The 12,117-nt window shown below is 60.9% G+C and carries 12 protein-coding genes; 7 read left to right on the top strand and 5 right to left on the bottom strand.

Annotated elements, in window-relative coordinates; all coding sequences use genetic code 11:
• From ACFFAR_RS12665 to ACFFAR_RS12655, 3 genes are all read right to left on the bottom strand, one after another.
• The coding region (locus ACFFAR_RS12665) for a DUF2325 domain-containing protein (RefSeq protein ID WP_174364662.1) at positions 1–1,095 on the bottom strand (1,095 nt) is incomplete at its 3' end.
• Positions 1,096–1,237: 142 nt separating this feature from the next.
• Positions 1,238–1,741, bottom strand: a complete 504-nt coding sequence (locus ACFFAR_RS12660) for a hypothetical protein (protein WP_174364663.1) — start codon at positions 1,739–1,741, stop codon at positions 1,238–1,240.
• Positions 1,742–2,008: 267 nt separating this feature from the next.
• Positions 2,009–2,914, bottom strand: coding sequence for a dihydrodipicolinate synthase family protein (locus ACFFAR_RS12655; RefSeq protein WP_174364664.1), 906 nt, complete (start codon positions 2,912–2,914; stop codon positions 2,009–2,011).
• Positions 2,915–3,147: 233 nt separating this feature from the next.
• Here ACFFAR_RS12655 and ACFFAR_RS12650 point away from each other — a divergent pair, with 233 nt between their 5' ends.
• From ACFFAR_RS12650 to ACFFAR_RS12640, 3 genes are all read left to right on the top strand, one after another.
• Positions 3,148–4,101: a 4-hydroxyproline epimerase gene (locus ACFFAR_RS12650; protein ID WP_375507953.1), complete on the top strand. Its 954-nt coding sequence runs from the start codon at positions 3,148–3,150 to the stop codon at positions 4,099–4,101.
• Positions 4,102–4,357: 256 nt separating this feature from the next.
• Positions 4,358–5,119, top strand: a complete 762-nt coding sequence (locus ACFFAR_RS12645; protein ID WP_062003724.1) for an AraC family transcriptional regulator — start codon at positions 4,358–4,360, stop codon at positions 5,117–5,119.
• A gap of 365 nt (positions 5,120–5,484) precedes the next feature.
• Complete coding sequence (locus ACFFAR_RS12640; protein WP_086381144.1) at positions 5,485–5,898, top strand: response regulator; 414 nt, start codon at positions 5,485–5,487, stop codon at positions 5,896–5,898.
• 51 nt (positions 5,899–5,949) lie between these two features.
• Here ACFFAR_RS12640 and ACFFAR_RS12635 read toward each other — a convergent pair whose 3' ends face one another.
• Positions 5,950–6,120 carry a hypothetical protein gene (locus ACFFAR_RS12635; RefSeq protein ID WP_162916082.1) on the bottom strand — a complete coding sequence of 57 codons (171 nt, stop codon included), beginning with the start codon at positions 6,118–6,120 and terminating at the stop codon, positions 5,950–5,952.
• Between the two features lie 195 nt (positions 6,121–6,315).
• Here ACFFAR_RS12635 and ACFFAR_RS12630 point away from each other — a divergent pair, with 195 nt between their 5' ends.
• The 4 genes from ACFFAR_RS12630 to ACFFAR_RS12615 all read left to right on the top strand — a co-directional run bounded on the left by ACFFAR_RS12630 (position 6,316) and on the right by ACFFAR_RS12615 (position 11,093).
• Positions 6,316–6,987 carry a glutathione S-transferase gene (locus ACFFAR_RS12630; protein WP_375507952.1) on the top strand — a complete coding sequence of 224 codons (672 nt, stop codon included), beginning with the start codon at positions 6,316–6,318 and terminating at the stop codon, positions 6,985–6,987.
• A gap of 156 nt (positions 6,988–7,143) precedes the next feature.
• A complete protein-coding gene (locus ACFFAR_RS12625; RefSeq protein ID WP_062171409.1) occupies positions 7,144–8,781 on the top strand; it encodes an ATP-binding domain-containing protein in 1,638 nt (545 codons plus the stop codon).
• A gap of 69 nt (positions 8,782–8,850) precedes the next feature.
• Positions 8,851–9,288 carry a molybdopterin-dependent oxidoreductase gene (locus ACFFAR_RS12620; RefSeq protein ID WP_231941618.1) on the top strand — a complete coding sequence of 146 codons (438 nt, stop codon included), beginning with the start codon at positions 8,851–8,853 and terminating at the stop codon, positions 9,286–9,288.
• Entirely contained in the window at positions 9,285–11,093 is a 1,809-nt protein-coding gene (locus tag ACFFAR_RS12615; protein ID WP_086381142.1) for an ATP-binding protein, read from the top strand. The genes ACFFAR_RS12620 and ACFFAR_RS12615 overlap by 4 nt, the downstream gene beginning before the upstream one ends.
• A 6-nt stretch (positions 11,094–11,099) precedes the next feature.
• Here ACFFAR_RS12615 and ACFFAR_RS12610 read toward each other — a convergent pair whose 3' ends face one another.
• Complete coding sequence (locus ACFFAR_RS12610; RefSeq protein WP_062003250.1) at positions 11,100–11,954, bottom strand: helix-turn-helix domain-containing protein; 855 nt, start codon at positions 11,952–11,954, stop codon at positions 11,100–11,102.
• Between the last annotated feature and the right edge of the window lie 163 nt (positions 11,955–12,117).

Here is a 12,117-nt window from a genome sequence, read left to right as displayed (position 1 = left end):
CACGACAAAATCCCCGCCTGCCGATTCGACCAGTTGCCTCAGCGCGGCGTTCGATCCCGGCCGGCCACCCACATACACCACACGCTTGCCTGCGAGATTTTCGAGGTCCGCACTGCGCGATCCTGCTTTATCTCCCTGGGTGAGCATCGCTTGCTCGAGCGCGCTGCATTCGGCCTGCACGATGTTGAGCGTTGCAATGGTGTCGTCAAGGCGCGCGCTCAACGTACGTGCATGGTTCTGCTCGTTGATCGCGCGCCGTTCCGCGGCTTCCCGGCGGCTGGTGTGAATTGCCAGGCGCTCGTCGCGAGCATCAAGCGCGTCGCGAAGCATCAGGACTTCAGCTTCGAGACTGCCCTCTGATACATCCGGCGCACGCTGCGCCTTCGCCGACATCTCCGCGAGTTGTCCGGTCAACTCACGTACGGTTGCATCGCGCTCGGTGCCGAGTTCAAGCAGCTTGCCTTGCTGACGCTCGATCTTGTCCTTGAGCGCCGCATTTTCTTCCTCTAACGCGACCAACCGGCGAATGTCCGCGCGGTTAGCCGCGCCGACCAAATGCGACAGCATATGCAGGTCGCCGAACGCAACCTGCCGCACGCTCATGACGGCTTGCGGATGCGTCATCAGCGCCCAGTACGCGGGCGGGATGTCGCCGCTTTTGAGCGCTTCTTTCCACAGCGTCAACAATGCTTCAGGACTTTTGGCCGTTTCAAAGCGCCGCACCGCGCCCGAATAACGCACATCGAGTGCCTTTTGCAAGGCCTTGGCGCCCTGGCCGCCTTCTATGGCGAGTTCCACCGCCGCATGATGAATTTCCAGGTCGCTTGCGTGCTGCTTGTCGAGATCGGTGAATTTGGGAACGAGCTTCCTGAGTTCACTCGTGCTCAGGCAGGTTCCAATAATCGAGCAATGCAGGTGCGAATCCAGGTCCACCAGCCGCGCGCGACGGTTCGCGCTGCGAAGCTCCGCCTCAGAGGGCGCGCAGCATGCATCGGCCGATAAACGCTTGTGAGCGCCCGCGCTGCTGGCGAATTCACTCGAGGGCGCACGGGCGAGGCCCGTCAGGGCGGAGCGGAAAGGGGGAACGGATTGCACATTCACCTCGAAACGATCTGAATTTCAAGCGGCAGGACATTAAAGCTGCACAAAACGGCACAAGGATTGTCCGGCGCATGGATACCGAAATATACCATCGAATATAACGGAGTAAATTCGAACCCCTGTGCCGGGCTTGCCGCTAGACGGATGCGCCGGTATTGGCGCGGTCGCGATAATGCTGCTCCAGCACGTGCTCGACGCATAGGCCAACGAAGGTCGCGTCCAGCCGTTGAAAGCCGCGCGCAACGCGCTGCAAACCCTCGGTTCCGCTTCCCGGCGTGACCTGGAAGACCAGGTCACGTTGTTGTTCCGCCGAGCGCGCCGTGTCTATGGCAAGGCGCAGATCATCGATCCGCACGAAACCCAGAGCGCGCGCGTGATCATAGAGCGACGTCAAGAGTTCACCCAGCGACTGTCCGGTAGTCGCCTCGAGCGAGCGCGCATCGCCCAGTAAATCTTCGAGCATCAATACAAAACGGGCGACGCTTGCATGAAGGTTCCGGAACGCATCGACAACTTCGCGGATCGCTGCCGTATGTCCGGGATCGCGCGCGGTGTTGAGCGGTGTGATTGCGCCCGACAAACCAGACGCGATTGAAGTCGACGCTGCGATGCGAGGTGTACTTGCCTGCTGCCCGGACATCGGGAACTCCTTGTAATGCTTTCAATAGCTGTTTTCGGCTGCCGTGTGGACAATCTCCGGCGTAAGCGAATAGTACCGTGATATACATGAGAATATAACGAACGCGACAATTCTGCGTTGCTCGGTGGTTTTTCCGGCGCTTGGAGGAGGAGGGCGACGCGTGGAATGGCTTCGTGATGAAGCCGGATCGATGTGCGACTGGCGCGGAGAAAATGTCAGGCAAGCGCTGGATCTTGCCCGACCGCAAAACGTATTTGCGAGTTGGCTTTAGTAAGCCGGCAAGACCGGGCGTGTCTCGATCGAATGCCTGATCAACGACTCGACCTGGCGCCGTTCGTCGCCTGCCAGCGGCAAGCGCGGCGGGCGGACTGGTTCGGTGCCAAGGCCGACCATCGCTTCGGCAAGCTTGATGTTCTGCACGAGCTTCGTGGAGACATCGAGCGCGAGCATGGGCGCGAACCAGCGGTAGATCGTGCGCGCTTCGTCCAGGCGGCCGGCTTTAAGCAGCTTGAAAATGGCGACGGTCTCCTGCGGAAATGCGCAGACGAGCCCCGCGACCCAACCATGCGCGCCCATCAGGACGGCTTCCATTGCGAGGTTATCGACGCCACAAAAGAGCGCGTATCGATCGCCGACCACATTGATAAGGTCGGTGAACCGCCGCACGTCCCCGGCCGATTCCTTGATTGCGACGAACTTCTTTTCGTCCGCGAGCTCGGCGAACATGTCGGGCGTCACGTCCACGCCGTATGCAAGCGGGTTGTTGTAGACCATGATCGGCAGCGGGCTTGCGCTCGCAACCACACGATAATGATTCAGCGTCTCGCGACGATCCGATACATAACGCAGCCCCGGCAAGACCATATAACCCGCGGCGCCGTGCTTCACGCCGAGTTCGGCCTGACGGCAGCCGTCGAGCGTGCTGTTCTCCGCGATGGTCAGCAGCACGGGCACGCGGCCCTGGGCGGCATCGACGGCGATGTCGAGCACGTCCAGCTTTTCGTCGAGCGAGAGCGTGGACGCTTCCCCCAGCGACCCGCAGACAATGATGCCGTCTACGCCTGCGCTGATCTGCGCTTCGATATTCTTACCGGTCCACTCGCGGTCTATGCTGAAATCCGCATTGAACTTGGTTGTAACGGCCGGCATGACGCCTTCCCAGATATGTGCCACGGCAGTGCTCCTGACAATAGTGAATGGAATAGAGTCTAAGCATTGCTGGACGGTTGGTCTTGCATCAGTCACGCAGGCTGGATGCCGATTTCGGCATAGCGAATTTCCTGGCTATGCCGCAAGACACCGCGATCAGACAAGCGCCGCGGCACTAGCCTGACTATGCTGAAATCGGCATTGAACGTGCCTAGTGCCACCAAGACGCAACGCGCCCCGATTCCTACGATGACAGCATGAAAACCCTGAACTTCATCGACTCGCATACCGGTGGCGAACCGACGCGCCTTGTCATATCCGGAGGCCCGGATCTTGGCACCGGGACGCTGACCCGTCGCCTCGACAATTTGCGCGAACAGCACGACGACTGGCGCGCAGGCGTCGTCACTGAGCCGCGCGGTTCTGACGTCATCGTGGGCGCGTTGTTGTGCGAGCCGGATGATCCCGAGTGCGCGGCGGCGGTCATCTTTTTCAATAACGTCGGTTATCTCGGCATGTGTGGTCACGGGACCATAGGATTCGTTGTATCGCTCGCTCATCTCGGGAGGATCCAGGCGGGATTGCACAAGATCCAGACGCCGGCAGGCGTCGTGGAGGCAACGCTCAATGAAGACGGCAGCGTGAGCGTTCGCAACGTCCCTGCATACCGGTATCGACATGCGGTCACCGTCGATGTCCCGGGTCACGGACCGCTCACTGGCGACGTCGCCTGGGGCGGCAACTGGTTTTTCCTCGCGGCGGACCATGGTCAGGAACTCGCCACAAGCAACATCGCTCGTCTGACCGTGTTCACGGATGCCGTGCGCGATGCGCTGCAGGCGCAGAACATTACGGGCGCACACGGCGCGCTGATCGATCACATCGAATTGTTTGCAGACTCGCCGCATGCGGGCATCGACAGCCGCAACTTCGTCCTGTGCCCGGGCAGCGCTTACGATCGTTCGCCGTGCGGCACCGGCACGAGCGCCAAAGTTGCGTGCCTTGCGGACGACGGCAAGCTTGCCGAGAGCGAGATATGGCGCCAGGAAAGTATTATCGGCAGCGTGTTCGATGCCAGTTATCAGCGCGCCCACGTTGAAGGTAAAACCGTGGTGATTCCGGTCATCACCGGCCGCGCGCACATCATGGCGGAAGGCCGCCTGTGCTTCGACAGTACCGATCCGTTCGCCCGGGGAATCAAGGCCGTATGAGCGGTGGTTTCGAATTGCCTGTGGTCATCACCAATTTTGGCGCGTGCGCGCCGCCTCTATAATCGGGCGCAGCGCAGTGCGCTCCAGGTCGATCAGTGGCCGATAAGCGCCACTCGCGGACATCGACGACGCCAGCGAGACGCGAATGATCACTACGACGGACCGTCCGGCGCCGCGCGCGCATGAACCCAGGAGCAGCCAGGCTGGCCCGCAGGCGGCGCTGCAAACTCCTGCGGGTGCGTCGACGCTCGATTCCATGCTCGAGCATTTCAGGCTGCTTGAGCCCGTCTTCGACGCAATGCCCGACATCGTGTTCTTCATCAAGGATGAAGACGCGCGTTATGCGCTCGTGAACCGCGCGCTGGCATCGCGATGCGGCCTGAAAGACAAGTCCGGGTTGCTGGGCAAGACTGCGGAAGAAGTGTTCCCGCAGCGCTTCGGGCGCATCTATACGGCGCAGGATCGGTCCGTCATTGCGCAAGGCAATGCAATGATCGATCAGCTCGAACTGCATCTCTATCCGGCACGTCAGCCGGGATGGTGCATGACATCGAAACAGCCGCTGCACGATGCACACGGCAACGTGGTCGGTCTTGCGGGCATCTCACGCGACCTTCAGGCCGATGAAAGCACGCATCCCGCCTATAGCCGGCTTGCCGCCGTGGTCCAGCACATCCAGTGCAATTTCGTGCAGCCGCTGAACATGCCGCATCTCGCGGCCATGGCGAACATGTCCATCGCGCAACTCGAGCGATATTTCCACAAGGTGTTTCATCTGACGCCGCGGCAAGTGCTGCTCAAGACGCGGCTCGATGCAGCCACGGCCCTCCTTGTCACGCACGACAAGGTAACGGACGTGGCGGCGCTGTGCGGATACACCGACCATAGCGCGTTCACGCGTCAGTTCAAGGCGACCGTGGGTCTGACGCCGACGGAATATCGAGCGGTTTTGCGCTCCCACAGTTCGGGCACGTACCCGGCTGTGAAAAGCGCGGGCGTCGCGCAGTCGAATCAATAAGTCTGACGGTTTGTTGGAAGATTGGCGCACCCAAAGTTACCTGCCTGCCGTTCAGTGCTGCGTGCTCAAAGCCACGAGGCGCACCCGCGGCATTGCTCCGAACGCTTGTGCAGCATGGCTGCTGGCCCGATTGCTCATGCACTTTCTGCGGTCGGTCTGTTTTTTGCTCCATGGATGGTCGAAAGCAATGAGGCATACTGCGCCCGTTGAAAATCTTGAACCGTGCAATGTTCGACACCGGCATGCGCGGCTTACAACACGGTGCCGCATGGATCTCGCGCCGTCGTGCAGCAGTCAGCAGTCAGCCGCGATTAGGCGGACGCAGCATCGGCACCGGAATCCTGTTTGAGCTGTAAGAAAAGATAATGATGAATGAAGTAGCGAGACTGGGGCATGCCCGGATTGTGCTGGTCGAAGATGATCTGGAAAGCAGGGAATCACTGCGTATGTTGCTGGAGGAGGAAGGCGCGGATGTGGTTGCCGTTGCCGATGCCGAAGAGGGTGCCGAGACTGCCATTCGCGTACTGCCCGATGCTGTGATCTGCGACATCGACTTGCCGATGATGGATGGCTTCTACCTGATCCAACGTTTGCGCGACCACGAAATTCGAGGCAATCTGACGCCTTCGATTGCGATTGCCCTGACCGGCCACGATGGCGACGAATACCGCCTGCGAAGTATTGGCGAGGGGTTTCAGCATTTCATGACCAAGCCCGCACATCCGGACGCCTTGATCACGCTGATCCAGCAATCGCTCAGCGCGCGGATGCTGTCTTAGGCGGCTCGTACGACGGTCACGGGAGCGGATCCCGTGGCCGCCGGAATCTGCCTAGGACCGGTCCCGGTTTCGCGCGCGGGTTGCGCCTGTGATGACCGCGATTCCGAGCAGGATCACATCGACGATCAGGATGGTGTGCTGTGTCACGTGCATGGCGACCAGCGCCCATGAAACCCCACCGATCAGAATCAGCCAGCCGACGAGATAAATCACCAGGGTCATTGAATTGTCCTTTGCGTGCGTGTTGGTATGAGAGCCGTAAACCGGACCATGGCCCACGCATAAAGCGGGCCTAGTGCGCTGCATGCCACAAAAAAAACCGAGGACCGGCTCGGTTTGCCGACGCCCCGCGCACGCATGCGTGTTGTATTCTTTGCGCGTTCGCGCCCGGACTCCAACCTTTACGGCCTAGCCTACATGCTCATCGTTCACCACCTCAATAATTCCCGTTCACAACGTGTGCTCTGGATGCTGGAAGAATCGGGTGTCGAATACGACATCAAGCGTTATCAACGCGATCCGAACACCATGCTGGCTCCGCCCGAACTACGCGCGGTCCATCCGCTGGGCAAGTCACCGGTCATTACCGACGATGGCCGCACGCTCGCCGAATCCGGCGCAATCCTCGCGTATCTGAACGAGCGTTATGGGGAAGGCCGCTTTGCACCGCCACACGGCATCTCGCCTGAGCGGTTGCGCTACGACTACTGGATGCATTACGCGGAAGGCTCGGCCATGCCACCTTTGCTGCTCAAGCTGGTTGCGTTGCGCATCGGCAGCGCGCCCATGCCGTTCTTCGTCAAGCCGATCGCACGCCGGATCGCCCAGACCATGCAGGACAGTTTCATCGATCCGCAGTTGAAACTGCACTTTGGTTATGTGGAAAACGAATTGTCGAAGTCCGAGTGGTTTGCGGGAGACACCTTCAGCGCCGCCGATGTCCAGATGAGCTTTCCGCTCGAAGCCGCCAGCCAGCGCGCGGGCGCCAGATCCTTGCCGCGCATCTCGGCATTCCTGCAGCGCATTCACGCGCGTCCGGCTTATCAGCGAGCGCTCGAACGCGGCGGCAAATACGACTTCGCGGACTAAACGGGCAGACGGGGCAGGGCGTTCGCGCGGCTTGCGTACAATGGCCGCTGATTTCCCGAATCCGGCTTGGAGCCAGGCGGTTTCAGGGCATGCTGAAGACGCCCGTCGATCTCCTGAACAAGCACCCGAATCCCGTATTTAGCGCGAAGGCGAAGCATGGCTCGAATCGTCCCCGACGACTGGAAAAACCTGGAAGCGACCGGCGCGGCCGTGCGCGAGCTCGACACGCTCGCATTGCTCGCAAAGCTTCCCGATGACTACACCGTGTATCACGGGGTGCACTGGACGCGCATCAACGAGGGTTTTTCCGTGTTCGGCGAAGCGGACTTCGTGGTGGTCGCGCCTTCCGGGCGGGTGCTCGTGATCGAGCAAAAGGCCGGCTTCCTGCGCGAGACGCCGGCCGGTCTGATGAAGGTCTACATGCAAAAGGAGCGCAACGTCGCCATTCAACTGGCGCGCACGCTCGAAAACCTGCACCGGCGGTTTACCGCGGCATTCGGCGCGGGCACGTATCGCATCGAAGAATTGCTTTATTGCCCGGACTATACAGTCAAGGACGTGTCCATAGCGGGTGTGCCGGAATCGCGCATTGTCGATGCCAGCCGCAAAGCGAAGCTGCCTTCGGTTGTCCTCGAGATCCTGCCGCCGGATGAACCGCGCTTCGAAGCATCGGCGCGCATCCATCATTTTCTCTCCGACGAACTCGCGCTCACGCCCGATACCAACGCGCTCGTCGGCCAGGCCGACATGCTCGTCACACGCTTGTCGGGCGGTCTGGCGACATGGGCGCGGCGCCTCGAGTTCGAGCCGTTCAGGTTACGCGTGATCGGCACGGCCGGCTCGGGCAAGACCCAGCTCGCGGTGCAGGTCATGCGCGACGCAGTTGCCAAGGGACGCAGCGTGCTCTACGTCTGCTTCAACCGGCCGCTCGCTGATCACATCCGGCTGGTGGCGCCGTCTGAAGCGCGCATTGCCAACTATCACCAGTTGAGCGCCGCCGTCACGCGCGACGCCGGCGCGCCGCCCGACTTCAGCCAGCCGAACGTCTTTACCACGCTCGAAGAACGCTTCGCGAATGTCGAGATTGCCGAGCACTGGAAGTTCGACGTGTTGATTGTCGATGAAGGCCAGGACTTTCATGCGGTCTGGGTCGATGCGCTCGCGCGTCTTCTCAAGCCCGACGGCGCATGGTGGTGGCTCGAAGATCCCATGCAGAACCTCTATTTCCGCGATCCCGTGCCGTTGCCGGGGTGGACCACGTTGCGCGAGACCACGAATTACCGCAGCCCGCGCGACCTGCTTGCTTATATCCGCCGGATCGTGGGACGCGAAGTGAGGCTCGATGCCGGCAGCCCGTTCGACGGTTCCGAAGTCAGTCTGTCCACGTATGAAAACGGCCATCCCGACGAAGTGATCGAAGCGACCAAGCGCGCGATTACGCAAGCGCTGGCGCTGGGTTATCGGAAGCAGGATATCGCGGTGCTGTCGTTTCGCGGCAGGGAAGGATCGGTCCTGACGTCGCAGGAGCATCTCGGGCCGCATCGGCTGCGCAGTTTTACGGGATCTTACGATCTGTTCGGGAATCCGGAATATCGCGAGGGTGACGTGCTGCTCGAATCCATTTACCGGTTCAAGGGACAGTCGGCGCCGTGCGTGATCTTCACCGAAGTCGATTTCGATACCTTCGACGAACAGGTCGCACGGAAGTTTTTTGTCGGTGCGACGCGCGCGACCATGAAGCTGATCGTGGTGGCTTCCGAGCGCGCGGCACGCGCCTTCGACGAACAACACTGACCGGCGATGAAAAGGTTCGACCTGATTCGTTGCGTATTGCTGCTGCTGACCCTTGCATGCACGCCGCTCATGGCGAGCGCCGCGCCGGTCACGCTCGACGTGGAAGGGAAAATCAGTCGCACGAACGACCCTGACCACACCATCTACCGCATCAGCGAAGCCGAGCTGATGAAGTTGCCGCCGCACACCATCACGACATCGACAACCTGGACGCCCAAATCTGCCTTCACCGGTCCTTTGCTCGCCGACGTATTGCGTCTCGTGGGCGCGCATGGCGATCTGGTGGAGCTTCGCACACTCGACGACTACGCCTACACCGTAAGCATCTCCGAAGCGGAGCGCTATGGTGCGATCCTCGCGTACAGCATGAACGGCACGCGTTTGAAGATCAGCAACTTCGGTCCGCTATTCCTGATCTATCCACGCGATGCCTATCCGCAGGAACTGACCGGTTCAGTGGCGGACGCGAAGTTCGTATGGCAAATCAAGGCGCTGGTCCTTAAATGATCGGTGCGTCGCTTCGCCGTCTGAAGGTTGCGTTGCTGCTCGCCGCCGCCATTGCGCCGCCGCTCGCGGGCGTGGGATATCTGCTGTATTCCACTTTGCTTGCGAACCAGAGCAACCAGCAACTCGACATGCCGTACGACGGTTTCTACTGGGACGGTGCGCAGTTCCAGATTGCCTATGGACGCCTGGGTAATCAGATATTGCTGTATCGAAGCGGTATCGACGCCAACGTCGACGAAGTCAAGCTTCGCTACGAGATCCTCGAATCGAAGCTCGCCATCGTCACGGCTTCCACAGCGATGCTTGCCGATCGCGAAGCGCTGCGCAGCAGGCAGCAGGAAATTCTCAGGCAACTCGACGCTGCGCTCGAGTCCATCGAACCGGACATCGATGCATTGAGCGCCGACAGTGCGCACACGCTGAGGGTCATCGGCGTGTTGCGGCAGAACCAGGATGCGGTGAACGAACTGGCGAACGGGCGGCGTATCGTGGACGTTGCGGAGCGCGATTACATCGTGCGTGATTTCGTGTCCAAGCGCCGTTATCTGTTCGCGGGCGGCATGCTGCTCGCGCTGCTTTCCATGGTCGCGACGGCCATGCTGCTGCTCAACGGATACCGGCGGTCGCGGCTGATTCATCAGCAACGCGCGGCGCTCGAAGCACAGCATCAGGCAACGCGCGCCGCGCGCGAGGCATCGCAGGCGAAGGACGCGTTTCTCGGCATGATCAGCCATGAATTGCGCACGCCGCTGCACGCGATCGTTTCGTCGGTGGAACTGCTGGAGCTCAATCTGCATAGCGAGGCCGATCGCAAGATCATCCAGCGGCTCGAAACCGGCGCGCGCCATCTCGAAGCGCAGATGCGCGACCTCACCGACTTTGCGCGGCTCGGCGCCGGGAAGCTCGAATTGCGCCTGACCGTGTTCGACCCCATGGAGCTGCTCGATTCCATCGTCGATGCAAACATTCCGGCCGCAACTGCAAAAGGTCTGGTGCTGCGCGGCCAGTTCGCGGGCGAAGCGGGGTTGATCGAATCTGATCAGCACCGGTTGCGGCAGATCGTGACCAACCTCGTGACGAACGCGGTCAAATACACGGATGCAGGTTCCATCGACGTGCGTTTCGAGCGCACGCTGGAGCGCCTCGATATCTCTGTAGTGGACACGGGTCCGGGTATTCCGCGCGAACAGTTGCCGTTGATCTTCAAGGAATTCACGCAACTGGATTCATCGACGACCCGCCGTTTCGATGGCGCCGGCATGGGCCTCGCCGTGGTCCGCGGACTGGTCGAGTTGCTGGGCGGCGTGGTGAATGTATCGAGCGATATTGGGCAGGGCGCGGCGTTTCGTGTGAGCCTGCCAGCGGCGCCCGTGGCGCACGTACCTGAACGCGAACGGGCGCCGGCCGATTTGCCGCCGCTGAAAAAAGCGCGCGTGCTTGTGATCGACGACCACAATTCGATACGCGAATCGCTCTCTGAAATGCTTGCTCACCTGGGTTACGCAAGCGTGGCCATGGGTGATGTGGACAGCGCCCTTGTGTGGCTGGAGACGAATCAGGCCGACGTGATCCTCGCGGACCTGCATATGCCGGGCAAGGACGGGTATTCGTTCGTCAATGAATATCGGGCGCGTCGCGCGTCGGGCGCAAGTTTGCCGGTCATTGCGGTCAGCGCCTATGCGCCGGATCTCGTCGATCCAAGCGCGGCCATCCTGTTCTTCGATTACTTGCTCAAGCCTGTGCGCTATGAGGTGCTGAAAAGCGCGCTGGCGCGGGCCTTATCTGCGACGCGACGGGTTCATTAAAGCGCGCTACGCCCGCAACAGGCGCTTGGAAAGATCGGCGACGAGAATCGCCATGCGCGCCGGCTTTTCGAAACACGTCACGTTGTAGCGCTGGATGACGTCGCTGATTTCCGATTCGCTGGCCTTGCCGGTCGTCAGTTCGCCCGTCAGCACGAAAACCGGCGCATCAGGATTGTCCGAGTTGCGCACGGCGCGGATCGCATCGGCCGAGGTATGCGCGCCAAACAACCAGTCGATGACCACGGCATCGAAGACTTGCGTCTGCAGCGCTTCGGCAAAACCCTCCAGGCCATACAGCGCCACTGCCGCAAAGCCGCTGCGCTCCAGGTAGTCGTGGAGGTTGTCGGCGGAAGTCTGGTCGTCGTCGACCACCGCGATCAGCGGCTTGTCCATGTCGGTGCGGCGCGGCTGGATCTCGATCTTGTGGACGTCGTGCGCGGCTTGCAGCAGCACGCCTTCGTGCGTGGTCACGATCCACCTGCCATTCATGTTCTGCGCGATGAAATCCGGCCGGCTGCCGGGTTCGAGCGCGTCGCCTATCCATGCAACGCACGCGATTTCGGCGGCGCCGAGCTTGAGTACGGCGTCTTGCGCCGCGCCTTCGGTGTCGTCGACGTCGGCGTTCTTGGCATCGAAGAGTTGCAGCGCCGGTTCGTCGAAGGCTTCCGCCACGCGGCGGATCTGCGCGAGCGTCCAGGGACTGTTGCCGCGCAACTTGCGATGGCCCTGCGAGAAACTCAGGTCGAGAATGCGGCAAAGCTCGGCGGTCTGCTGCCGTTTGCCGATGCCGTGGCGATTCATCAGGTCGCGTACGCGCTGGGCGACGGCGAGGGAATCAGAAGATGAGGTTTCAGTGACCATGCTGCTGCTTACCGGTTAAAGCGTGTGGTGTCGACAGACTGAGAGGGGGGTATTGTAGGCGCAAGAGCGTCGCTCTTAGCAAAACACTTGAGCCGTTGAAAGGGTTTGCGCACATCTCGACCGGTTTTTTTCCAGTGGCGGAAGGACTTTGAATCCAGTGGCG

The organism is uncultured Caballeronia sp. (genome assembly GCF_964243625.1).
Classification (GTDB): Bacteria; Pseudomonadota; Gammaproteobacteria; order Burkholderiales; family Burkholderiaceae; genus Caballeronia.
The sequence above is the reverse complement of the archived record's forward strand: the minus strand, read 5'-3'. Positions and strand labels throughout refer to the sequence as shown.